This is a genomic window from Amycolatopsis sp. NPDC059027 (assembly GCF_042739735.1).
GTDB lineage: Bacteria > Actinomycetota > Actinomycetes > Mycobacteriales > Pseudonocardiaceae > Amycolatopsis.
Genome location: NZ_JBHYIK010000024.1, coordinates 96,961 through 119,028, shown reverse-complemented (window position 1 = coordinate 119,028; position 22,068 = coordinate 96,961). Strand labels below are relative to the sequence as shown.

The following is a 22,068-nucleotide window of genomic DNA, read 5'->3' as shown; positions in this document are numbered from 1 at the left end:
GAAAAATACTTCACCGCCTCCAGCCGGCGCTGAGACCCCCCCCGCACACCTTACAAACAGCGAGACGCGGCGCGACGACCGGTTTTCGTCCCCCCCGCTTCCTCTTCGTTTCCTTCGTCGCGCTCTTCGATCAGCGCGTCCGTCCTATTCGGACGTCAGGTTCTCCGTACGGGTAGCGCCCTGCTGGGTGCGGGTGAGGGCGATCGTCTGCCCGCCGCCGTCCCAGGCCTGGTAGTCGAAGGTCGCGGTAGCGCCCGCTTCCAGTGCGACGCCGTGGCGCTGGAAGGTGCGGACACCGTGATCGTCTTCTCGTTGCACCTCGACCGCGTACGAGCCCTTGGCCTTCGCCCGGGCGGCGTCGACGGTGAACGGACCGCCCTCGGGCGGCAACTGCGCCTTGACGGTGCCGTTGTCGCCGACCGCGACGTCCTGCAGGGTGAAGCTGTAGAAGGAACGCGGGTAGGTCGCCCCGAGGACCAGGGTGGGGGATTGCGGTTTACCCGGGGTGTAGGTCAGATCGCCGGTCTTTTCGCTGGGCGTGATGGTGTCCACCTCGCCGGGCTTGAGCCGGATTCCCTCCACCGCCATGTCGAAAGCAGACCCGATGACGGCGACGGACTCGGTGTCCTCGGCCTTCAGAGCCGAGCCGTCGAGCGTGATCTTGAAGGGGACTCCCTTGGGCAGGATGTAGTAGGGCTCCAGGTTCTCCTCCCAGGTCGCCGCCAGCCTGGTCATGGCCTGCGCGCCGGGGATCTCGTTGACCAGCTTGCCATTGACGTATCCGGTACGACGGCCGGCGTCGTCGGTGATCACCAGGTGGCCGTGGTCACGAGGGTTGCCGTTGAGGAAGATCTCGACCGCCTCGCCTGGGGCAGGCGCCGAGCCGGCCGATCCGGTGCTGCCGGTTCCGCTGGGCGGCACCGGCGGAAACGGCTGCTGCTGCAGGCCGGGATTGCTCGGGTTCATCCACAGTGTGTTCGTGTTCGCGTCACCGTCGTAGGTCTCGGCCGGATCGTTGGGGTGGGCCGCGGTGGTGTACTTCCAGGTGTTGGCCTTGCGGTCGACCTCGATGCGCTGCACGGTCTTGGGGAAATTGTTGTCGTAGATGAGGATCTGGGCTGTCCCGTCGCCCTTGTCCTCGACCGCGTAAGGGGTCACCGCGTGCCCGCCGCTGCCGTCGCGCTTGAAGATCCCGATCGTCCAGGTCTCCGGGTTGTCCGGCCGCAGTTCCTTGAGCAGCCGGTCGACGATGTCGTTGGGGGTGCCCGTCACCTTGTTCTGCAGCACCGTGGGCATGAACTGATGCACGAAGGTGTAAGCGATCTCCTTCTGGGCCGACGCGTTGTCCTTCGGCAGTTCCACCGTCGGCTTGCCGCCGAGGTCCGCCGGGTTCAGCGTTTTCTTCCACCACAGCAGACTGGCCACCGAGAAGCCGTAGCAGTGCCCGCCGTTCATCCCGGCGTTCTGCTGCTCCATCCACATCTGGGCTTCCGGCGTGAGATCGCATTTGCCCACCGCGGCGTCGGCGCAGACCTTGTCACCGAACAACCTGCGCATCTCGTTCGAGGTCAGGTTCGTGATCCCCTCCTCGTTGCCGTAGTTCTGGAACCCGAAGCCCTCCTTGTCCGGCCGGAACCCGGTGTCCGCCTTCAACGGACCGGAGGCGCTGTACTGCTTGCCCGCCTCCGGGCTCGCCGAAGCCGCCTGGCCGGTCGTGGCGCCAGTGTTCGACGAGCATCCGGTCACGGTGGTACCCGCGACGAGCAACCCCGCCGCCATCACCGCCTTCCACCTCAGCCGCCCAGGCCCTCCGGCACGGCAATCGGCCACCGTCATCGTTTCCCTCATTCCTGTCCGACGCACAGATCCGCCCGCGTCGTCTTTGCTCGACTCTGTTCTCGCCCGGTGGTCAGACAGCGACACCGTTCCCGGGCAGCCGCGTACGCAAGTGCGTGTCACGGCACACCGGTCAGGTTTGCTCGCCGCCGTCAACGCGGCATCAACAACCGTTAAACGCCTTCGCGGCGCCGGTCGTCAGAATCGAGTGCGGAAACGTAAGCCGGCCTCATCGGCAAGGTGGCGGGGAGGGAGCGGTCTACTGGTCCCTCTCGCCCGCACGGCTCGCGTCTTTCCCCTGCGTCGCCGTCCAGTCGCGGATCGCGGCGACGAACTCCTCGGGCGCGTCGGACTCCACGTAGAGGCCGGCGCCGTCGACGATCACGGTCTTGTGGCCGGGGAAGGTCGCTTCCAGGCGCTCCCGCTCCCGGGGGCGGAAGCCGATTTGGGCGTTACTCCACACGATCAGTGTCGGCAGGTGGCCGAGGTCGGCAACGCCGGCCTCGACCTCGGCGAAGAAGGCCCTGCTCGCGGTGATCCGGCCGGGGAGTACGGCGGAGGCCTGCCGCCGCTCGGGTGTGTCCAGCACGCGGCGGTAGTGGGTCGTCTCGGCCGCGGTCGGCTTCCGCCTTCGGTGGCCCATGGGGATGAACGCCTTGGCGACGAGGTTGAGCCGCCGGGCCAGGAAGCGCATCGGGGGGCCGCCGGCGATGCGGGCGAAGGCCTCGAAGTAGGGGTCGCCGTTGACCGGCCAGGCCCAGGCGTTGGCGAGTACCAGCCGTTTGAAGACGCCTGGCCGGCGCTGCGCGGCGGCCAGGCCGATCGGGCCGCCCCAGTCCTGCCCGACCAGAGTGACGCCGTCGAGGCCGAGCGCGTCGACGAACCCGGTGACCACGTCCGCGTGCTCCTCGGGCAGGTAGCGGTAACCGGGCTTCGGCGTCGACAGGCCGAAGCCCGGGTAGTCGAGGGCGACGCACCGGAATTCGTCGCGCAGCGCGCGGATCACGTCGCGCCAGAGGAACGACCAGGTCGGGTTGCCGTGCAGGAGCAGCAGTGTGGGACCCGATCCCTCGTCGACGTAGTGCACGGTGTGCCCGTCGATATCGACGAAGCGGCTCTCGAACGGGAACAGGCTGTCGTCGACCCAAGCAGGCCGCACTCGCTTGCTGGCACCGGCCATGGTGGCCCCCTCCCGGCTCGGCCTTGCGGTAGACTTGAGGTTGTCACGCGCACTTGAGAAAATCAAGCAGAGAGGTCCGATGCGGAGCTACGGCCAGTACTGCGGGCTCGCCCGGTCCCTCGAAATCGTCGGCGACCGGTGGAACCTGCTCATCGTCCGCCAGCTCCTCGTCGCCCCCGCCCGCTACCGGGATCTGCTCGACGGGCTCCCCGGCATCGCGACCAACCTGCTCACCGACCGGCTTCGCGACCTCGAGGCATCGGGCGTGGTCGAGCGGCGGCTGGCCGGCGAAGGCAGCGTTGTCGAGTACGCCCTCACGCCGTGGGGCGCCGAGCTGCGCCAGCCGATCGAGAGCCTGATCCGCTGGTCCGTCCCACTGATGGTCCGCGGCCCCGAGGGCGACTCCTTCCGCCCCGAGTGGCTCGCCCTCGCCGTCCCCGCCCTGCTCGACGCCCGGGTCAAGGTGCGCGCCCCGGCGACGGTCGGCCTCGAGATCGGCGACCCGCCTTTCCAGCTCCGTGCGACGCGCTCCGGCTTCGAGGTCGGCCCGTATGACGGCCGCGCCCTCGACGCCACCATCCGCGCCGACCCCGCCTGCGTTCTCGGCCTCGCCGCCGGCGCCCTTACGCTCGGCGACGCCCGCGCCCTGGGACTGGTCGAGATCGACGGTGACGAGTCCGTCGCCCGCGCTGTCTTCGCCGCCTGACGGGCCGGCAACGGCGCTGTGCCCGCCTACCAGGAAGGAACCATGCAAACCGCTGTCAAGCGCTTGACCATCACCGCGATCTGGCTGATCGCCGCCGGAGCCGCGTTGCTGGGTACGGGATTCATCTTCGAAATCATCACACCACCCGATACCGGTGCCAATATCGGTGCCGCCGGGTGCTTCTTCCTCGGCCTGTGCGCCACAGGGATGGGCCTGCTGCTCGGCGTGGTGGCAGCACTGGCCTGGCTGCTGGGCCGGAAGGGTGACCGGCGCCCCGCTGTCCCTCTCCTGGCCTGGGAAAAGCGTCTCAGGCGCTTGACCATCGCCGCGGTTGGCCTGATCACCATCGGGGCCATCGTACTGAGCTGGGGAACCTTCATCTTCGCCAGCGGAAGTGCGGGCAGCGGCATCAGAAATGCTTGTCCATACTTTCTTGCCGGCCTCTGCATTGCCGTTGCGGGCTTGCTGGCAGGGATTCCACCCGCGTTGTACTGGTTGTCGCGGCGGAGGAGCGGTGTCGACATCTGACGTTGTGCGCACAGCGTGGTGAGAACGCGAAATCGATCCACGCGAGCGGGTCGGCTCACGGTCCTGGGGTGCCGGTGCCCGGCGTGACGTCCTCGTGGGCGGCGCGTTCGATGTCCGCGAAGAGGCGCTGCCGTTCCGGCGGGCCGAGATAGGTTCCGCGGCTGACGACGGCGTGGATGCGGCGGCTGTTGGTGATCGTGACGAGGGGATCCGCGTCCAGTACGACAAGGTCGGCGTCCTGGCCCGCGGCGACCGTGCCCGACCGCGGGCGCCGCGCGCACCGGGCCGCGTCACGGGTCGCTGCCTGCAGGGCCCGTTGCGGGGACAACCCGGCACGCACCAGCAGCTCCAGTTCGTCGTGTGCCGCGAAGCCGGGGAACGTGTACAGGTAACCGCTGTCGGTACCCGCCGCCATCGGTGTGCCGTCCGCGGCCAGCTCACCGACGAGCTGCAGCACCGCTTCGAAATACGCCGCCTCCCGCGCGATCCGCTCCGGCGGCCACTCCGGCCACGCCGACGCCAGGTCGAGCCATTCCTGACGGACCGAGCGGGGCAGGTAGCGGTCCGCCAGCCCTTGCAGCACCGGGTCGCGCGGCAGCTCCCGCGGCGGCGAGGACGTCCGCGACAGCACCGCCAGCGTCGGCACATGCCACGCACTGCAGGCGGCGAACCGGCCCGCGAGGTCCTGTGTCATGGCCTTGCTGTGGGTTGCGACAGCGGCCCGGTCGAGCTCGGCGAGCGCGCCCGGCCAGCTGCCGGTGTCCGCCGGCAGCCCCGCCAGCCGGGCGTAGAACTCGTCCCTCCGCTCGGACGTCGAAGCGTGGAAGGCGTACATGTGCTCGACCGAGTGCTGACCACGGGCGAGCACCTCCGGCACCGGCAGCTGGATCGGCACGTGACCGCCGTAGGGCAGCCCGTGGCGGCGCGTCTCGGCCGCGATCGCCGCGTGGATGTCCGGGCTCATGAACGAATAGACCTTGACGAGGTCGGCATGGACCGCGACGGCGTCCCGCACCGCGTCGCGGACTTCGGCGAGGGTGCCGACCCGCCGGTGAACGTCGACGAACGAGTTCCCGCCGTCGAGGATCTCGCTCGCGATGACCATCCTCGGCCCGGCCAGCTCGCCCCGCGCGATCGCACGGGCCACGTCGTGCGTCTCGGGCCTGCCGTCCATGTCCCGGATCGACGTGACACCGTTGACGAGGTGCAGCGGAGGGAAGGTCCGCTTCAAGGTGCTGTAGTGGGCGTGTGCGTCCCACAGTCCGGGGATGACGAACTTCCCGCGCAGATCGACCACGCGCACCCCCGCGACGGCGGGCGCGGCCACACCCCGCCCGACGGCGGCGATCCGGTCCCCGGCAAGGACGATCGTCGCGTCGTGCGTCGGCGGCGCGTCGGTGCCGTCGATCAAGGTGACGTGCGTCAGCACCGTCACGTTCCCCGCGGCTTCGGCGTCGTCGGCTGAGAACGTGCTCGCCGCGGCCCCGAGCACACCGCTTCCCAGCCACGCGAGAAAAGCTCTGCGATCCACCGTCATGACCCCACCCCCGGAACCCCATCCTCCTCCGGGAAGCGGACGCGGGCCAGACCCGATGGTCCGTGAAGGCCTCCTTCACAGCGCTGAGCGCCGGTAAGGAGGCCTTCGCGGACTTGGCGAAACGCTAAGCGGTCGGCGGCTGGTAGACCTTCGTGAGCTTTCCGGCCGCGGTGCGGTCGAGCAGCCACAGGGTCCGCCGGTGCCCGCGCGCGCCGGCCACCGGAAGCTGGACCTCGCCCGCTCCGGCGAGTGCCAGCGCCACCGCGTCGGCCTTCGCCTCGCCCGCGGTCATCAGCCACACGTCGCGCGAACGTCGGATGGCGGGCAGGGTCAGCGAAACCCGGGTCGGCGGCGGCTTGGGACAGTTCCGGACCGCCACCACCGAGCGCTCGGTCTCGTACACCGCGGGCGACTCCGGGAACACCGACGCGGTGTGCCCCTCGCCGCCCAGCCCCAGCAGCATGATGTCGAACGACGGGACGTCGCCGTGGTCCTCCGGGCCCGCGCCGGCCGCGAGCACCTCGGCGTAGGCGGCGGCAGCTGCGTCGACGTCATCGCCGAATTCGCCGTCCGACGCCGCCATCGCGTGCACGCGCTTCGGGTCGAGTGGGACGTGGTCGAGCAGGGCCTCGCGGGCCTGCTTCTCGTTCCGCTCGTCCGAATCCGCCGGGACGAACCGCTCGTCGCCCCAGTAGACGTCCAGCCGCGACCAGTCGATCGCGTCCCTGGCGGCCGAGTCCCGCAGTTCCTTCAGCACCGCGATGCCGGTCCCGCCACCGGTGAGCACCACCGACGCGGATCCCTTGGCCGCCTGCACATCCACGAGCCGGGTGACCAGCCTGGCCGCCGCCGCGGCGGCGAGCAGATCGGCATTGGCGTAGACGACGACCTCGGTCTTGCTCATGACCCGGCCTTCCCCGCGGCCGCCTTCGCGGCTGGTTTCCGCTTCGCAGCGGTGGTGGACGAAGCCGCCTTGCTGTTGGTCCCGGCCGAGAACTTGCCGAGGCCCTTCAGCGCGGCCTCGTACACCTCGTCGGTGTCGAGCCTGCGCAACTCCTCGACGAGGCAGTCCGGCGTGTCCCGCCGCTGCAGCGAGATCCGCCGCGTCGGCTGGCCCGGCTGGGTCAGCGTGCCCACGCGGCCGTCCGGCCGGTGCAGCACCACCGCGCCCGAGCGGCGTTCCAGCGACACCGAGATGATGCCCTGCGCGCTGGAGCTCTTGACCCGCTTCACCGGCACCTTGAGGTACTCGGCGAGCCAGCCCGCGAGCAGCTCCGTCGACGGCGAGTCCGCCTCGCCGGTCACCGTGGCGCCGGTGACCTTTTCGTACGGCGGAAGGTCCAAAGCGGACACCAGCTGGGCACGCCAGCGGGTGAGCCTGGTCCACGCCAGGTCCGTGTCACCGTCCACATAGGACTTCGCGCGGGTGGTGAGCGCGCGGACCGGGTTCTTCTCCGCCGCCGAGTCGGTGATCCGGCGCTGGGCCAGCTCGCCGAGCGGATCCTTGGCCGGTGACTTCGGGCCGGCGCCCGGCCACCAGGTCACGATCGGCGCGTCCGGCAGCAGCAACGGAACCACCGCGCTCTGCCCCTGCGAGGCCAGCGGCCCGTAGAGGCGCAGCACGATGACCTCGCTCGCCCCGGCGTCCCCGCCGACCCGGATCTGGCCGTCGATGCGCGGGGCCGCCGTGCGCGCGCCCTTGGCCACCACGATCACCCGCGACGGGTGCTCACGGCTGGCCTCGTTCGCCGCCTCGATGGCCTCTTCCAGCTTGTCGTCGTCGTCCGCGACGATCACCAGCGTCAGCACGCGGCCCAGCGCGACCTGACCGCCGCGTTCCCGGATCTCGACGATCTTCTTGTTCAGCTGCGACGTCGTGGTGGACGGCAAATCGACAATCACGGTCGCCTCCAGTTCCGGCCCGTGCGCTCCAGCATGTGATCGGCCGAAGGCGGACCCCATGTCCCCGGCGGATACTGCTCCGGCGCGGTCCCCAGCTTGGCCCAGTGGTTGATGATCGGGTCGAGGATCTCCCAGGAGAGCTCGACCTCCTCGTTCACCGGGAACAGCGAGGGCTCACCGAGCAGCACGTCCAGGATCAGCCGCTCGTAGGCCTCGGGGGAGGACTCGGTGAACGCGTGCCCGTACCCGAAGTCCATCGTGACGTCGCGGACCTCCATCGTGGTCCCCGGCACCTTCGACCCGAACCGCAGCGTGATGCCCTCGTCCGGCTGCACCCGGATCACCAGCGCGTTCTGCCCCAGCTCCTCGGTCGAGGTCGAATCGAACGGCAGATGCGGTGCCCGCTTGAACACCACGGCGATCTCGGTGACGCGGCGGCCGAGCCGCTTGCCGGTGCGCAGGTAGAACGGAACCCCCGCCCAGCGGCGGTTCTTCACCTCCAGCGTCACCGCGGCGTAGGTCTCGGTCGTCGAATCCTTCGCGAAACCGGCCTCCTGCAACAGGCCCGGCACCTTCGTGCCGCCCTGCCAGCCCCCGGCGTACTGCCCGCGCGCGGTGGTCTGGTCGAACGGGCCGAGTGGCTCGGTCGCGGCCAGCACCTTGATCTTCTCCGACCGCAGTGCCCTCGGCTCGAACGACAGCGGCTCCTCCATCGCGGTGAAGGCGAGCAGCTGCAGCAGGTGGTTCTGGATGACGTCGCGCGCGGCGCCGATGCCGTCGTAGTATCCCGCGCGGCCGCCGAGGCCGATGTCCTCGGCCATGGTGATCTGCACGTGGTCGACGTAGTTCGCGTTCCAGATCGGCTCGAACAGCTGGTTCGCGAAGCGCAGCGCCAGGATGTTCTGCACCGTCTCCTTGCCGAGGTAGTGGTCGATGCGGAACACCGACTCCTCGGGGAAGACGTCGTTCACGATCCCGTTGAGCTCCTTGGCGCTCTTGAGATCGTGCCCGAACGGCTTCTCGATGACCACGCGGCGCCAGGTGTCGGCGTCGGCGTTGGCCAGCCCGGACCGGGCCAGCTGCTTGGTGACCACCGGGAACGCGCTCGGCGGGATCGACAGGTAGAACGCGGTGTTGCCGCCGGTGCCGCGTTCGGCGTCGAGCTCACGGACCGTCTCGGCGAGCCTGTCGAACGCGTTGTCGTCGTCGAACGTGCCCTGCACGAACCGGATTCCCTCGGCGAGCCGGTTCCACACCGACTCGCGAAAGGGCGTCCGCGCGTGCTCCCGCACCGAATCGTGCACCAGCTCGCCGAAGTCCTGGTGCTCCCAGTCCCGCCGGGCGAACCCGACGAGCGAGAACCCGGCGGGCAGCAGGCCGCGGTGGGCCAGGTCGTAGATCGCGGGCATCAGCTTCTTGCGGGCCAGGTCGCCGGTGACGCCGAAGATCACCAGGCTGGACGGCCCGGCGATCCGGGGGAGCCGCTTGTCCCTCGGATCGCGCAGCGGGTTCTTCCAGTTCACTCCCCGGCCTCCTGTACCGCCCGGACCAGTTCGGCCAGGCCCGCGGCGCGGTCGGTCAGGTGCAGGCGCAGCACCGGGCGGCCGTGCTCGGCGAGCACCTGCCCGTCCCCGAGCGCCTGCGCGTGCTGCAGCTGCCCCAGCGTGTAGGGCCGCTCCGGCACCGCCAGGTCCTCGGCGACCGCGCCGGTGATCTGCAGGAACACGCCGTTCTGGTGGCCGCCCTTGTGGTACTGGCCGGTCGAGTGCAGGAACCGGGGTCCCCAGCCGAACGTCGTCTGCAGCCCGGTGCGCTTGGCGATCTCGGACCGCAGCAACGCCGTCGACGCGTCGTCCAGCCGATCGAGGTAGGCCTGCACCGCGATGTAGCCCGCGTCCGGCGCCGACGCGAAGAACGCGCGGAGCACGTCACCGAGCTTTCCTTCGGTGGCAACACCTTCCGAGCCGAAGATCTCCACCACGCCGTCCACATTGGACGCCGTCTCGCCGCCGGACAGCTTCGCCGGGTCGTCCAGCAGCGCGCGCGCCGCCTTCTTCGCCGCCTCGACGTCGGGCTGGTCGAACGGGTTGATCCCGATCAGCCGACCCGCGAGCGCGGTGGCGAACTCCCACAGCAGGAACTGCCCGCCCAGCGGGCCCGAGGTGGCGACCTTCGCCGCACCCGCGGCCGGGCCGACCGCCACCGGGGTGGCGTCGGACTTCGCGTCGGCGAACCCGGGGGCCTCGACGTTCTCGACCGCGACCGGCAGCAGCCCGGTGCCGAGCTTGCCGGTCGACTCCGCGATCAGCTGCTCGGCCCAGTCCGGGAAACCGTTGATCCCCGAACCGGTGTCGGCCAGCACGACCTTCTCGGCGCCCGCCGCGTGGGCGGCGGCCCAGGCGGCGGCGAGCCGGATCGCCGGGTTGGCCGGCGAGTCCGAGGCGAGCTGCTCGGCCGCCGCGGCGGCCTGGTCGAGCAGCCGCGCGACGTCCACCCCGGCGAGCCCGGCGGGCACCAGCCCGAACGCGGTGAGCGCCGAGTAGCGGCCGCCGACATGCGGGTCGGCGAGGAAGGTCTTGCGGTAACCCTCCTTTTCGGACAGTTCCGCGAACGGCGAGCCGGGGTCGGTGACGACCACGATCCGCCGTGCCGCGTCGATCCCCGCCTCGGCGAAGGCCTTCGCGAAAATCCGTCGGTGGCTGTCGGTCTCCACGGTGCCACCGGACTTCGACGACACCACGATGACCGTGCGCTGAAGATCACCGGCGAGCGCGTCGGCGACCTGGCCCGGGTCCGTGGTGTCGAGCACCGTCAGCGCGACGCCTTCGGTCGCGGTGATCACCTCGGGGGCGAGCGAGGACCCGCCCATCCCCGCGAGGACCACCCTGTCGACACCCTCGGACCGCAGCTCCGCGAGCAGCGTCTCGATTTCCCCGATCAGCGGCCGCGACGTCTTGTGCAGCGACGTCCACGACAGCCGGATCGACGCCTCCGGCTCCGCGTCCGCGCCCCACAGGGTCGCGTCCTGCGCGGCGAGCTTCGAGGCGGCCTTGTCCGCCACGAGCTGCTCGACCAGGGGTGCCGCCTTGTCCGCCAGTTCGGCGTCGACGATCTCGACGCCGGTCACATCCCCTGCCATCGTGCCTTTCAGCCCCTCGCCTCGGCCAGCTGTCCGGTGACGGTGTCCAGCAGCTCCTGCCAGGACTTCTCGAACTTCTCCACGCCCTCTTCCTCGAGGACCTTGAAGACGTCCGGGATGTCGATGCCGGCAGCGGAGAGCTTGTCGAACACCTCCTGCGCCTGCGCGCCCTTGCCGGTCACCTTGTCGCCTTCGATCTCGGCGTGGTCGGCGACCGCGTCGAGGGTCTTCTCCGGCATGGTGTTCACCGTGTCGCCCACGACGAGCTGGTCGACGTAGCGGGTGTCCGAATAGGACGGATCCTTGACCCCGGTGGACGCCCACAGCGGACGCTGCGCGTTGGCGCCCTCGGCGGCCAGCGCCGACCAGCGGTCCGAGGTGAACAGCTTCTCGAACGCGGCGTAGGCGAGCAGCGCGTTGGCGATCGCCGCCTGGCCGCGCAGCCCCTTGGCCTCGTCGGTGCCGATCTTCTCGAGCCGCTTGTCGATCTCGGTGTCCACACGGGACACGAAGAACGACGCGACCGAGTGGATGCCCTTGAGATCGTGGCCGTTGGCCTTCGCCTGCTCCAGCCCGGCGAAGAAGGCGTTGATGACCGCCTCGTAGCGCTCGACGGAGAAGATCAGCGTGACATTGACGCTGATGCCCTCGGCGAGCGTCGCGGTGATCGCGGGCAGACCCTCTTCGGTGGCCGGGATCTTGATCAGCACGTTCGGCCGGTCCACGGTCTTCCACAGGTCCTTGGCCTCGGCCACCGTCTTCGCGGTGTCCTTGGCCAGGCGCGGGTCGACCTCGATGGACACCCGGCCGTCGACGCCGTTCGTGGCGTTGTAGACGTCGCGGAAGAGATCGGCCGCGTTGCGGACGTCCGTGGTGGTCAGCTCGCGGACCGTGCCGTCCAGGTCGGCGCCGCGGGCGGCGAGGTCACGGACCTGCGCGTCGTAGGCCTCGCCCTTGGACAGCGCGTTGGCGAAGATCGTCGGGTTCGTGGTCACGCCGACGACGTGCTTGTCGCGGATGAGCCCGGCGAGGTTGCCCGAGTCGAGGCGCTCGCGCGAGAGGTCGTCCAGCCAGATGGAAACACCGGCTTCCGACAATTGCGCGAGCCGATCAGTGGTGCTCATGACTCTGTCCTTCCCAGTGGCGCGCAGCGCCTCCGTTGAGGGTGGGTGGAGGGGATGAGGCGGCACATCCCCTTCGGAAATTCAGGCGTTCTTGGCTTTGGCGAGGGAACGGCGAGCCGCGTCGACGACGGCCTCGGCGGTGAAACCGAACTCGCGGAACAGGGTCGCGGCGTCGGCCGAGGCGCCGAAGTGCTCGATCGACACGTTCTCACCGGCGTCGCCGGTGAACCGGATCCACGACTGGGCCACGCCGGCCTCGACCGAAACGCGGGCCTTGACCGACGGCGGGATGACCGCGTCCTTGTAGGACTGCTCCTGCTTGTCGAACCATTCGACACACGGCATCGAGACGACGCTCGCCGGGATGCCGCCTGCCTCCAGGGTTTCGCGGGCCTTGACGGCCAGCTGCACCTCGGAACCGGTGGCGATCAGCACGACCTCCGGGGCGCCGTTGGACGCCTCGGCCAGCACGTAGCCGCCCTTCTTGACGCCCTCGGCGTCGGTTCCCTCCAGCACCGGCACGTTCTGCCGGGTCAGCGCGATCCCGGACGGGTGCTCGGTGTCCTCGAGCACGGCCTTCCACGCGTAGGCGGTCTCGTTGGCGTCCGCCGGGCGGACGACGTTGAGGCCGGGGATCGCGCGCAGCGCGGAAAGCTGTTCGATCGGCTGGTGCGTCGGGCCGTCCTCGCCGAGGCCGATCGAGTCGTGCGTCCACACGTAGGTGACCGGCAGGCCCATCAGCGCGGCGAGCCGGACCGGCGGGCGCATGTAGTCGGAGAAGATGAGGAACGTCGCGCCGTAGGGCCGCGTGCCGCCGTGCAGCGCGATGCCGTTCAGGATCGAGCCCATCGCGTGCTCGCGGATGCCGAAGTGGAGCGTCCGGCCGTACGGGCTGGTCTTCCACATGTCGGTGCCGGCCTCGGCAGGGCCGAACGAGTCGGCGCCCTTCATCGTGGTGTTGTTGCTCTCCGCGAGGTCCGCGGAGCCGCCCCACAGCTCGGGCAGCGGCTCGGCGAGCGCGTTGAGCACCTCACCGGAGGCCTTGCGGGTCGCGATGCCCTTGGCGTCCGGCTCCCACGAAGGCAGCTTCTCGGCGAAGCCCTCGGGCAGCGTGCGGGTGGCGAGCCGGTCGAACAGCGCCTTGCGCTCCGGGTTGGCCGCGGCCCAGACGTCGAACTTCTCCTGCCACGCGGCGCGCGCGGACTTGCCGCGGTCGAGGGCCTGGCGGGTGTGGGTGATGACCTCGTCGTCGACCTGGAAGTTCCGCTCCGGGTCGAAGCCGAGGATCTTCTTGACCGCCGCGACCTCTTCGGCGCCCAGCGCGGCGCCGTGCGCCTTGCCGGTGTTCATCTTCGTCGGCGCCGGGTAGCCGATGATCGTCTTCAGCGCGATGAACGACGGACGCGCCGTCTCGGCCTTCGCGGCCTCGATGGCGGCCTCGATCGCGACGACGTCCTCGCCACCCTCGACCGTCTGCACGTGCCAGCCGTAGGCCTCGTACCGCGCGGCGACATCCTCCGAGAGGGCGATGTTCGTGTCGTCCTCGATGGAGATCTTGTTGTCGTCGTAGAAGACGACCAGGTTGCCCAGCTGCTGGCGCCCCGCGATCGACGACGCCTCGGAGGTGACGCCCTCCTCGATGTCGCCGTCGGAGGCGATCACGTAGACGAAGTGGTCGAAAACGCTCTCACCGGGCGCGGCGTCCGGGTCGAACAGGCCGCGCTCGCGACGGGCCGCCATCGCCATGCCGACCGCGTTGGCCAGGCCCTGGCCGAGCGGGCCGGTGGTGGTCTCGACGCCCTTGGTGTGGTGGTACTCCGGGTGACCCGGCGTCAGCGAGCCCCACTTGCGCAGCTGCTTGAGGTCCTCCAGCTCCAGGCCGAACCCGGCGAGGTACAGCTGGATGTAGAGGGTCAGGCTGGAGTGCCCGGCCGACAGTACGAAGCGGTCGCGCCCGGCCCAGTGCGGGTCCGCGGGGTCGTGCCGCAGCGTGCGCTGGAACAGCGTGTAGGCCAGTGGCGCCAGGCTCATCGCGGTGCCGGGGTGCCCGCTGCCGCAGTTCTCCACCGCGTCCGCGGCGAGCACCCGGACGGTGTCCACGGCGCGAGTGTCGGTTTCGGTCCAGTCGGCTGGCACGGCACGCCGGAGGAGGGGGTTGTTCTCGCTGGTGGAGGCGGTTACGGACACTGAGATCGAACTCCTCGTCATGAGGTTGTGCTGGTTTCCGGTACTTCGCTGGTGCCTGGCGTGCTGCCTATCTATCTCAATCGATCCGGAAGAGACGATATTCCTGCTGGCAGCCTCGCGCAGGGCAGGACGCGGGCCCTCGCCGCCAGCCTAGTGGTTCGCCTCCGGCGGGACCCGCGATCACCCACGGGAATCACCACGTCTAACATCGGTTCAGGGTTCAAGCAGGCAGGTGCCACCACGTACACCGCGAGCCTGCACCCGCCCGAACTGACACAGGGAGTGAAATGTCGTTGGTGAACGCTGCGCACGGACGCAGTGACGACACCAGCGCCGTCCGCCCGACCGGTGAACCACCGCGGGGTGGCAGGCGAACCATCCGCCAGGTGGTCGGTGCCTACGCCGCACTCGCCAAGCCGCGGGTCATCGAACTCCTTCTGGTGACCACGATTCCCGCGATGTTCCTCGCGGGCCGCGAGATCCCGTCGCCGTGGCTGGTGCTCGCCACGCTGCTCGGCGGGACCATGGCCGCGGGCAGCGCGAACGCGCTCAACTGCGTCATCGACGCCGACATCGACAAGGTGATGAACCGCACGAAGCGGCGTCCCCTTGTCAAGGATTCGGTGCCCCGGCGCAACGCGCTGATCTTCGGGCTGGTGCTCGGTGTCGCGTCGGCCGCCGTGCTGTATCTCACGGTGAACCTGCTCTCGGCGATCCTCGCGATCGCGACGATCCTCTTCTACATCTTCGTCTACACCCTCGGCCTCAAGCGGCGGACTTCACAGAACGTCGTGTGGGGCGGTGCCGCGGGCTGTATGCCGGTGGTGATCGGCTGGGCCGCGGTGACCGGCACCGTGCAGTGGCCCGCGTTCGTGATGTTCGGCGTCATCTTCTTCTGGACCCCGCCGCACACCTGGGCGCTGGGCATGAAGTACCGCGAGGACTACGAACGCGCCGGTGTCCCGATGCTGCCGGTGGTCGCGACCGAACAGCACGTCGCCCGCCAGATCGTCATCTACTCGTGGGTGATGGTGGCCTGGACGCTGCTGCTGCTCCCGGTGACGTCCTGGCTGTACGGCACTTTCGCGGTGCTGGCGGGCGCCTGGTTCCTCTTCTACGCGCACCGGCTGCAGGCCGCCGTCCGCCGGGGCGAGCAGACGAAGCCGATGTCGTTGTTCCACCGCTCCAACACGTACCTGATGATCGTGTTCGTGGCGCTGGCCGTCGACTCCGCCATCGGCCTCCCGGTCCTGGGCCTGCCCTTCTGATCTTCCGATGTCGCTCACGAGCGAGCTTGGCGAGCGGCTTCGTTCCGTCGTCGCTCTGCTCCAGGGCGCGCATTCGCGAGTGGGGGAGGCCCGTCTTCACGGGGGCGAGGCCAGGGCCCTGCTGACAGATTCTTTGGCAGGGACGGTCGATGCGGAGGGGCGTGAGGCCGTCCTGCGCCTCGCTGAGGTCGAGACCGCCGCCGATGCCGTTGGCGCGGCTTTGAACGAAGCCGTCGCGGTGCTGGACCGCTACCACGAACAGTTGGGGCTCGGCCGGATGCCCGAGCCCCTTCGCAGCCAGCCGCCGTTATCGCCTTTGGGTGAAGGTGCCTCCGCACGCCACGAGGATGGCTCCCGCTATCCCGTTGGCGCGGCATGGGCGGTCTCGATGCTGCCGCCCCGGGTGCGAGGACGGAAGCAGCGTACGGTCGGCTACGCGAAGATCAACGGCCGCGTCATTCCGGCCTCGTTCAGCTCCCGGCCCGATGCGTGGGCCGACACGGCCGGTCACCGGCTCCGTGAGCGTGGTTTGCCTGACTACCTGCGGTTTCATGTGGAAATCAAACTTGCGGCGCTGATGATCGACACCAGAGCTACGGAAGCCGAGGTAGTGATCAACCATGCGCCCTGCGGATCGGAACCCGGCACCGGAGGCGGTTGTCACGAGACCCTGGAAGAATTCCTGCCGGAGGGTTACAAGTTGACCGTGCACGGTTCGACCGCGAACGGTGAACCATTCAGCCATACCTACCGTGGGAGTGCCGGTGTCCGACCTGGCGAGTGACATTCTGGAGAGGGTCACCATCGAGACTGCGAGCTTGCCGGAAGGCATGGATCTCGTCGAGGTGATTCGTGCGGCCGCGGGCCGGTCTGATCCGGAATGGGGGAGTTCGTGGGTCCTGGTCGCCGGCGACGCGACGTTGCCCTCCAGCCAGCGGCCGCAGTTGGTTGTCGGGGTTCGGGGCACCGGTCTCGGAGCGATCAGCTGGCACGAGCCGGGTGGCGCCGGGATGATCCCGAGCGATGGCCGGAACCCTGACTACGTCGACTACTCTCTCGGGGATCTTCACCACACGCCGATGCCGCCCCGTGCGGAACTCCCGTTGGACCGGGTTCTGACCGCTGTCGGTGAGTTCGTCCGGACGGGCCGTCGGCCGGAATCCGTGACCTGGACCCCTGGCTGAGGGAAACGATCCCGCATGAGTTTCCGCTCCAGCTGGGACAGCTATCCCGACGACCCAGCCGGTCACATCGGTGGTGAGAACGTCGTCGTGAGCACTGCCGCCGAGACGGACCAACTCGTGGAGCGACTGCGGTCACCGCGAGCCGGTACCGCGAAAGTCTGGGGACCGGATATCAGGCAGGACGTCTGGACTGGTCAGCTTCTTCACGTCGGTGTGCACGGGAGCTTCGCCTACATCTCGTACACGTCGGACTCGGTCGGGGTGGTGTTCGCGGACGGCGATCCGGAATCGCCGGAGTACGACTCGCCTGACGAAGAGTTCCCGCCGGGTTCGGGACTGCCCGTCGGTGTCGTGGCGGCCGGGCTCAAGGAATTCCTTGTCAGCGGCACGCAACCTCGGGCCATTCCCTGGGCTGCTGCCGCTGGGGAGCTGTGACCGGGTGTCCTACACGTTCAGGGTTCTTCTTGACCGCGTCCCGACTGACGATGAGATCGAGGCGGGGATGCGCACCCCTACCGGGGTAACCAGCTTCGACTACGAACCTCCGTCCGCTGGCATGTCTGTGCCCGTCGATGAGGTGTCGTCCTGGACCGAGGCTTTCGCAGAGGGTATCGCCGAGGTTGAGGAGCTGGGTGTGCGGGTGATCGGGTTCGCGCATGACGCAGAAGACGACCCTGTCAGCGAGGACGACTTGGCGACGCGCTTCGGCCTTAGCGAACGATACGTGCTGGAACTCGCCGCGCATCTGGTCGGCCCCGGCGGCTTCCCGCCGCGCGTCAAGGACCGCCACGGCGACCCGTTGGAGTACTGGCGCTGGGGGCCGGTCCGGGAGTGGTTCCGCGAGCATTTCGGTGACGACGTCGCCGACCGGTTCGACCGTGAGATCGACGCCGCGGACCGGGCGATCAAAGTCGCGCTGAGCAGGTAGCGAGCGCCGCGCCCCCGGCGCTGCGCGGTCAGGAGTCGGCCAGATCCTGGGCGGCCTGGGTGATGGCGGCGGCGAGAGCTGTCTGGAGTTCGGCGATTTCGCGGTGGGAGAAGGTGAAGGGTGCCTCGCCGGGGCCGACGATCGTGATCTCGCCATCGTTGGCCTCGACCGCGCAGACGCCGGGCCGAAGACGGGCGTCCGTGCAGCCGACGAACCACTCGCGCCGCGGTGCGTCCAGGGTGAACATCGAAACGCCGGAAAGGTCGCTGGTCATGGCCGCCCTTGTCGTCGTGGTTGGGTGACCACAAGTATTGACGTGCGTCAGATTTAACAGCAATCCCTCAATGGAGTGAGAGTGCTGGCAATGGTGGCTGCGGCGCGGTTGACTCTAGGGCAGTCGAGCACGGAGGTGTGGGATGGCACGTCGGGCGGGTCCGTCGGTGAAATCGCGGCGGATGGCGATCCTGTTGCGGCGGCTGCGGGCGGCCACCGGGCTGAGCGCGGCCGAAGTGAGCAGGCAGACCGAGCTGTCGGCGAGCAAGGTCAACCGGATGGAGAACGCCGAGATCGGTTTCTACATGGACGATCTGGAGAAGCTCCTCGACTTCTACCGCGTCTCCGCGAAGCGCCGCGTCGAGATCATGGACATCGCCCGGCACGCCGAGCAACGCGGCTGGCTGCGCATGAACACCCCGAACCTGCCCCAGGACTGGCAAACCTGGGTCGACTTCGAAGCCGAAGCCAGCGGTGTGTTCCAGTTCGCTCCGCTGATGATTCCCGGCTTGTTGCAGACTCCGGAGTACGCCAAGGCAATCATCGAGGCCACTGGACACGGGCTCTCGGCCGATGAGGTTGACGTGTTGGTGACCAGCCGGATGGCCCGCCAGAGCTTGCTGTCGAAGTCGAAACCCTTGGAAATGAGGGTTGTTCTCAGTGAGAGCTTGCTCAGTCAGCCGTTCGGTGCGCCAGGTGCGCAGGCACGCCAGTTGCGTCGGCTGGTTGACAGCGCGGGGCAGGAGAACATCACGGTCCAGGTCTTGCCGATCGAAGCCGGTCTCCATCCTGGTGTTGTTGGGGCATTCACGGTTCTGGAGTACGACGCCGAAGCGAGCTTGGTGCTGCTGGAGAACAAGGTGTCCAGCTTGTTCCTGGACGAGCCGGAACAGATCGAGGTGTACACGCAGTCATGGGAGATGCTCGTCGGTCTTGCGCACGGCCCGGACAGGTCCGTGAAGCTGATCGAGACCGCCGCCAAGCGCCTTGCCTGAGAGATCGTGAGATCATGGGTGCATGAAGTCGCAGGATTTCTCCAGTCCCCACTGGTTCAAGAGCAGCTACAGCAACGACTCTGCCAACTGTGTCGAGGTGGCGTTCGGGGAGGTGGCCGTCGGCGTCCGGGACTCCAAGGCCCCTGCCTTGCCCGCGCTGACCGTCCCGGCCGCCGTGTGGTCCGCGTTCGTTCGTGAGCTGAACCATTAGTACCGAGGAACTCGCTCGCGAGCAGGACTACGTCACCACGCTCTACCGCAAGCTCGACGCCGAACGCGCCGAGGCACAGCGCAGGCTCGACGAGATCCTCCGCCAGACCGGCGGCACGCCGCAAGCCCGCACCGAGCGCGACGTCGCGACGACGGTGTACACCGATCGCTTGGCGCAGCTGGGTTCCGTCGAGCAGGGGCTCTGTTTCGGGCGGCTCGATTTCCTTCCCGGCCACGCCGAGGAGACGACGTACATCGGCAGGCTCGGCCTGTTCGACGAGGACGACGACTACAAGCCGCTGCTGGTCGACTGGCGGGCGCCGGTCGCGCGGCCGTTCTACCTGGCGACCGCGGCGTCTCCCGAAGGCGTCCGGCGGCGTAGGCACATCCGGTCGCTGAGCCGCAAGGTCACCGGCCTCGACGACGAGATCCTCGACCTCACCGCCGCCGACCAGGGCCAGGATCTCGGCCTGGCGGGCGAGGCCGCGCTGCTGGCCGCGCTCGAACAGCGCCGCACGGGTGAGATGAGCGACATCGTCGCCACGATCCAGGCCGAGCAGGACCGGATCATCCGCGCGCCGCTGGGCGGGGTGATGGTCGTGCAGGGCGGGCCCGGCACCGGCAAGACCGCCGTCGCCCTGCATCGCGCCGCGTACCTGCTCTACACGCACCGCCAGCAGCTCACCACGCGCGGCGTGCTCGTGGTCGGGCCGAACAGCACGTTCCTGCGCTACATCGGCCAGGTCCTCCCGTCGCTGGGGGAGACCGGCGTGCTGCTCGCCACCGTCGGTCAGCTCTACCCAGGGCTGGACGCCGTCGGCACCGAGTCCCGCGAGGCCACCGAGATCAAGGGCCGGATCGTCATGGCGGACGTGCTGGCCAACGCCGTCCGCGACCGCCAGCGGGTCCCGGAACCCGTGCTGGAGATCGAGTACGAGCGCGACGTGCTGCGGCTGGACCGCAAGACCTGTGTGGACGCGCGGACGCGGGCCCGCCGCTCGCGCCGTCCGCACAACCTCGCGCGGCGGCTGTTCGTCTCCGACGTCCTCGACGCGCTGACCCGCCAGGCCGCGCGGAGGCTGGGGGAGGACCTGCTCGACGCGCGCGACGTCCAGGACATCCGCGCGGAACTGGCCGCGGACGCGAACATCGCGGCGGCACTGGATTCGCTGTGGCCGACCCTCACCCCGGAGGGCGTGCTCGACGACCTGTTCGCCGACTGCGAACGCCTCGACAGCGCGGCGTCGAAGCTGCTGACGGCGGAGGAACGCGCGCATCTGGAGAGCGGCCGGGACGCCCAGTGGACTCCGGCCGACGTCCCGCTCCTGGACGAACTCGCCGAGCTGCTCGGCGAGGACGACACCGAGGCCCGTGTCGAACGCAAGCGCCGTGAGCGCGAGGATCGCGCGTACGCCGAGGGCGTGCTGGACATCCTCGAACAGGACGAGGAAATCATCGACGAGGAACTGCTGCGGGTGTCGGACGTGCTCGACGCCGAGCTGTTCGCCGAGCGGCAGCAGGCCCGCAGCGAGCTGACCGCCGCCCAGCGCGCCGCGCAGGACCGGACCTGGACCTTCGGGCACGTCATCATCGACGAGGCGCAGGAACTGTCCGCCATGGACTGGCGGCTGCTCATGCGCCGCTCGCCCAACCGCTCGATGACGCTCGTCGGCGACGTCGCGCAGACCGGCGCCGCCGGCGGCGCGCGCACCTGGGACGAGGTGCTCTCGCCGTACGTCGCGGATCGCTGGCGCCTCGAACAACTCACCGTGAACTACCGCACGCCCGCCGAGATCATGGCCGTCGCGGCGCGTGTGCTGGCCGAGGTCGACCCCGCCCTGGAAGCGCCGTCTTCCGTGCGGGAGAGCGGAATCCCGCCGTGGTCGGTGGTCCCGGCAGACGTCGAGGCCGAGCTGCCGGGGCTTGTCGGCGCCGAACTGTCCGCTGTGGACGGTGGGACGGTGGCGGTGCTCACCCCGGCCTCGCGGCTCGACGACGTCCGCGGGCTGCTCGCCGATACCGGCGACCGGGTGAGCGTGCTCACGGTCGAGCGGGCGAAGGGCTTGGAGTTCGACGCCGTGCTGCTGCTCGCCCCGGACGAGATCGTCGCGGACTCGCCGCGCGGCCTCAACGACCTCTACGTCGCGCTCACCCGGGCGACCCGGCGGCTCGGCGTGATCTCCAGTGGATCGACGGTTCCGGCACTGTCCGTGCTTGGCTAAGGTGCGCGGCATGCAGAAAATCGGCAAGATCGCCGCGATGGGCGCCGTGCTGGCCACGGCCACCCTCGCACTGACCGCGTGCGGCCAGAAGGACACCCCGGCCGCCGCGTCCCGCGAGTGCACCGCGGACGACATCAAGACCACCGGGAAGTTCGGCGAAGCGCCGACGATCACCATCCCGGACAACTGCACTCCGCCGAAGAAGCTCATCACCAAGGACCTCTCGCCCGGCACCGGTGAGGGCGCGAAGCCCGGCCAGCAGCTGGAGATGAACTACACGCTGGTCACCTGGTCGGACAAGCAGAAGCTGGACAGCTCCTTCGACCGCGGCAAGACGTTCCCGCTGCCGCTGGGCGCCGGCAAGGTGATCCAGGGCTGGGACCAGGGCCTCGTCGGCATCCAGCAGGGCGCGCGGCGCCTGCTGATCATCCCGCCCGACCTCGGCTACGGCGAGGGCGGCCAGGGCATCAAGCCCAACGAGACCCTCGTTTTCGTGACCGACGCCGTCAAGGTCTCCGGCGACTCGGGTCCGTGATGCCCAGTCCGTGAATGCCGCATTGGGGTTTCTCGGTAGGTGCGGGGGTGTGGTTTTGCTGGTGGGTGCTTTCCCGGGGGCTTGGTGGTGCGGTGAAGGGGTCCTTCACGGCATGCGGCGGGGTCCGGGGCGCGTGTCGCGAACGCGCCGTTCGGGACGTTCATCGTCGGCAACGGAGCGTTCGCGACATCGGGCGAACGGAGTCGGCGAGCGCGGGGAAGTCCGAGGGACGCCCTGGGTGCGTCCACCGCGCCCAGGGACGCCCTTGTCGCACCCCAAACCAGCGCACCGAAGACGTCCTCCAACACCTCCGG

21 protein-coding genes are annotated in these 22,068 nt (G+C 69.3%); 11 read left to right on the top strand and 10 right to left on the bottom strand.

The features are described from left to right. Window positions 1-144 precede the first annotated feature (144 nt). Both ACFWY9_RS18780 and ACFWY9_RS18775 read right to left on the bottom strand, forming a co-directional pair. Window positions 145-1,779 (bottom strand): hypothetical protein, encoded by a 1,635-nt coding sequence (locus ACFWY9_RS18780; RefSeq protein WP_378339374.1) that lies wholly within the window; start codon window positions 1,777-1,779, stop codon window positions 145-147. 316 nt (window positions 1,780-2,095) lie between these two features. Further along, a complete protein-coding gene (locus tag ACFWY9_RS18775; RefSeq protein WP_378339373.1) occupies window positions 2,096-3,016 on the bottom strand; it encodes an alpha/beta fold hydrolase in 921 nt (306 codons plus the stop codon). Between the two features lie 79 nt (window positions 3,017-3,095). Between ACFWY9_RS18775 and ACFWY9_RS18770 the strand changes: the two genes are divergently transcribed. Further along, the gene (locus tag ACFWY9_RS18770; protein WP_378324890.1) at window positions 3,096-3,722 is read left to right on the top strand and encodes a winged helix-turn-helix transcriptional regulator; all 627 of its coding nucleotides are present in this window, start codon (window positions 3,096-3,098) and stop codon (window positions 3,720-3,722) included. 42 nt (window positions 3,723-3,764) lie between these two features. Further along, window positions 3,765-4,250: a hypothetical protein gene (locus ACFWY9_RS18765; protein WP_378339372.1), complete on the top strand. Its 486-nt coding sequence runs from the start codon at window positions 3,765-3,767 to the stop codon at window positions 4,248-4,250. A 55-nt stretch (window positions 4,251-4,305) separates the two neighbouring features. On the opposite strand, the gene ACFWY9_RS18760 is transcribed toward ACFWY9_RS18765, so the two are convergent. From ACFWY9_RS18760 to tkt, 7 genes are all read right to left on the bottom strand, one after another. Beyond that, the gene (locus ACFWY9_RS18760) at window positions 4,306-5,787 is read right to left on the bottom strand and encodes an amidohydrolase family protein (RefSeq protein ID WP_378339371.1); all 1,482 of its coding nucleotides are present in this window, start codon (window positions 5,785-5,787) and stop codon (window positions 4,306-4,308) included. 124 nt (window positions 5,788-5,911) lie between these two features. Then, window positions 5,912-6,691: a 6-phosphogluconolactonase gene (gene pgl, locus ACFWY9_RS18755; protein ID WP_378324894.1), complete on the bottom strand. Its 780-nt coding sequence runs from the start codon at window positions 6,689-6,691 to the stop codon at window positions 5,912-5,914. Beyond that, the gene (gene opcA / locus ACFWY9_RS18750; RefSeq protein WP_378324895.1) at window positions 6,688-7,689 is read right to left on the bottom strand and encodes a glucose-6-phosphate dehydrogenase assembly protein OpcA; all 1,002 of its coding nucleotides are present in this window, start codon (window positions 7,687-7,689) and stop codon (window positions 6,688-6,690) included. Before opcA ends, pgl begins: the two co-directional genes overlap by 4 nt. Beyond that, window positions 7,686-9,212: a glucose-6-phosphate dehydrogenase gene (gene zwf, locus ACFWY9_RS18745; protein ID WP_378324897.1), complete on the bottom strand. Its 1,527-nt coding sequence runs from the start codon at window positions 9,210-9,212 to the stop codon at window positions 7,686-7,688. Before zwf ends, opcA begins: the two co-directional genes overlap by 4 nt. Next, window positions 9,209-10,828 carry a glucose-6-phosphate isomerase gene (locus ACFWY9_RS18740; protein WP_378339370.1) on the bottom strand — a complete coding sequence of 540 codons (1,620 nt, stop codon included), beginning with the start codon at window positions 10,826-10,828 and terminating at the stop codon, window positions 9,209-9,211. Before ACFWY9_RS18740 ends, zwf begins: the two co-directional genes overlap by 4 nt. Before the next feature lie 8 nt (window positions 10,829-10,836). Continuing rightward, window positions 10,837-11,952 (bottom strand): transaldolase, encoded by a 1,116-nt coding sequence (gene tal, locus ACFWY9_RS18735; protein WP_378339369.1) that lies wholly within the window; start codon window positions 11,950-11,952, stop codon window positions 10,837-10,839. Window positions 11,953-12,033: 81 nt separating this feature from the next. Continuing rightward, window positions 12,034-14,139, bottom strand: coding sequence for a transketolase (gene tkt, locus ACFWY9_RS18730; RefSeq protein ID WP_378339368.1), 2,106 nt, complete (start codon window positions 14,137-14,139; stop codon window positions 12,034-12,036). Window positions 14,140-14,426: 287 nt separating this feature from the next. Here tkt and ACFWY9_RS18725 point away from each other — a divergent pair, with 287 nt between their 5' ends. Genes ACFWY9_RS18725 through ACFWY9_RS18705 form a run of 5 tightly spaced genes read left to right on the top strand, consistent with a single transcriptional unit; the run spans window position 14,427 to window position 17,519 of the window. After that, on the top strand, window positions 14,427-15,407 hold the full coding sequence (locus ACFWY9_RS18725) for a heme o synthase (RefSeq protein WP_378324901.1): 981 nt from the start codon (window positions 14,427-14,429) through the stop codon (window positions 15,405-15,407). A 7-nt stretch (window positions 15,408-15,414) separates the two neighbouring features. Beyond that, complete coding sequence (locus ACFWY9_RS18720) at window positions 15,415-16,191, top strand: DddA-like double-stranded DNA deaminase toxin (protein WP_378339367.1); 777 nt, start codon at window positions 15,415-15,417, stop codon at window positions 16,189-16,191. Then, window positions 16,172-16,591, top strand: a complete 420-nt coding sequence (locus ACFWY9_RS18715) for an Imm1 family immunity protein (protein WP_378339366.1) — start codon at window positions 16,172-16,174, stop codon at window positions 16,589-16,591. Before ACFWY9_RS18720 ends, ACFWY9_RS18715 begins: the two co-directional genes overlap by 20 nt. Window positions 16,592-16,606: 15 nt before the next feature. Then, window positions 16,607-17,026, top strand: coding sequence for an Imm1 family immunity protein (locus ACFWY9_RS18710; RefSeq protein ID WP_378339365.1), 420 nt, complete (start codon window positions 16,607-16,609; stop codon window positions 17,024-17,026). A 4-nt stretch (window positions 17,027-17,030) separates the two neighbouring features. Next, window positions 17,031-17,519 (top strand): hypothetical protein, encoded by a 489-nt coding sequence (locus ACFWY9_RS18705; protein ID WP_378339364.1) that lies wholly within the window; start codon window positions 17,031-17,033, stop codon window positions 17,517-17,519. Window positions 17,520-17,547: 28 nt separating this feature from the next. On the opposite strand, the gene ACFWY9_RS18700 is transcribed toward ACFWY9_RS18705, so the two are convergent. Continuing rightward, entirely contained in the window at window positions 17,548-17,793 is a 246-nt protein-coding gene (locus ACFWY9_RS18700; RefSeq protein WP_378339363.1) for a hypothetical protein, read from the bottom strand. A 181-nt stretch (window positions 17,794-17,974) separates the two neighbouring features. Between ACFWY9_RS18700 and ACFWY9_RS18695 the strand changes: the two genes are divergently transcribed. The 4 genes from ACFWY9_RS18695 to ACFWY9_RS18680 are packed head-to-tail and all read left to right on the top strand — an operon-like array spanning window position 17,975 to window position 21,754. After that, a complete protein-coding gene (locus tag ACFWY9_RS18695) occupies window positions 17,975-18,787 on the top strand; it encodes a helix-turn-helix domain-containing protein (protein WP_378339362.1) in 813 nt (270 codons plus the stop codon). A 22-nt stretch (window positions 18,788-18,809) separates the two neighbouring features. Continuing rightward, the gene (locus ACFWY9_RS18690; RefSeq protein WP_378324908.1) at window positions 18,810-18,998 is read left to right on the top strand and encodes a DUF397 domain-containing protein; all 189 of its coding nucleotides are present in this window, start codon (window positions 18,810-18,812) and stop codon (window positions 18,996-18,998) included. Next, window positions 18,994-21,219, top strand: coding sequence for a HelD family protein (locus tag ACFWY9_RS18685; protein ID WP_378339378.1), 2,226 nt, complete (start codon window positions 18,994-18,996; stop codon window positions 21,217-21,219). The genes ACFWY9_RS18690 and ACFWY9_RS18685 overlap by 5 nt, the downstream gene beginning before the upstream one ends. Window positions 21,220-21,229: 10 nt before the next feature. Next, window positions 21,230-21,754: an FKBP-type peptidyl-prolyl cis-trans isomerase gene (locus ACFWY9_RS18680; protein WP_378324910.1), complete on the top strand. Its 525-nt coding sequence runs from the start codon at window positions 21,230-21,232 to the stop codon at window positions 21,752-21,754. Window positions 21,755-22,068 lie beyond the last annotated feature (314 nt).

What these genes read in the sequence shown, in the direction of transcription:
- ACFWY9_RS18780 (WP_378339374.1), bottom strand. Translation starts at nt 1,779, where the DNA reads ATGGCGGCGGGGTTGCTCGTCGCGGGTACCACCGTGACCGGATGCTCG.
- ACFWY9_RS18775 (WP_378339373.1), bottom strand. Translation starts at nt 3,016, where the DNA reads ATGGCCGGTGCCAGCAAGCGAGTGCGGCCTGCTTGGGTCGACGACAGC.
- ACFWY9_RS18770 (WP_378324890.1), top strand. Translation starts at nt 3,096, where the DNA reads ATGCGGAGCTACGGCCAGTACTGCGGGCTCGCCCGGTCCCTCGAAATC.
- ACFWY9_RS18765 (WP_378339372.1), top strand. Translation starts at nt 3,765, where the DNA reads ATGCAAACCGCTGTCAAGCGCTTGACCATCACCGCGATCTGGCTGATC.
- ACFWY9_RS18760 (WP_378339371.1), bottom strand. Translation starts at nt 5,787, where the DNA reads ATGACGGTGGATCGCAGAGCTTTTCTCGCGTGGCTGGGAAGCGGTGTG.
- pgl (WP_378324894.1), bottom strand. Translation starts at nt 6,691, where the DNA reads ATGAGCAAGACCGAGGTCGTCGTCTACGCCAATGCCGATCTGCTCGCC.
- ACFWY9_RS18740 (WP_378339370.1), bottom strand. Translation starts at nt 10,828, where the DNA reads ATGGCAGGGGATGTGACCGGCGTCGAGATCGTCGACGCCGAACTGGCG.
- tal (WP_378339369.1), bottom strand. Translation starts at nt 11,952, where the DNA reads ATGAGCACCACTGATCGGCTCGCGCAATTGTCGGAAGCCGGTGTTTCC.
- ACFWY9_RS18725 (WP_378324901.1), top strand. Translation starts at nt 14,427, where the DNA reads ATGTCGTTGGTGAACGCTGCGCACGGACGCAGTGACGACACCAGCGCC.
- ACFWY9_RS18720 (WP_378339367.1), top strand. Translation starts at nt 15,415, where the DNA reads ATGTCGCTCACGAGCGAGCTTGGCGAGCGGCTTCGTTCCGTCGTCGCT.
- ACFWY9_RS18710 (WP_378339365.1), top strand. Translation starts at nt 16,607, where the DNA reads ATGAGTTTCCGCTCCAGCTGGGACAGCTATCCCGACGACCCAGCCGGT.
- ACFWY9_RS18700 (WP_378339363.1), bottom strand. Translation starts at nt 17,793, where the DNA reads ATGACCAGCGACCTTTCCGGCGTTTCGATGTTCACCCTGGACGCACCG.
- ACFWY9_RS18695 (WP_378339362.1), top strand. Translation starts at nt 17,975, where the DNA reads ATGGCGATCCTGTTGCGGCGGCTGCGGGCGGCCACCGGGCTGAGCGCG.
- ACFWY9_RS18690 (WP_378324908.1), top strand. Translation starts at nt 18,810, where the DNA reads ATGAAGTCGCAGGATTTCTCCAGTCCCCACTGGTTCAAGAGCAGCTAC.
- ACFWY9_RS18680 (WP_378324910.1), top strand. Translation starts at nt 21,230, where the DNA reads ATGCAGAAAATCGGCAAGATCGCCGCGATGGGCGCCGTGCTGGCCACG.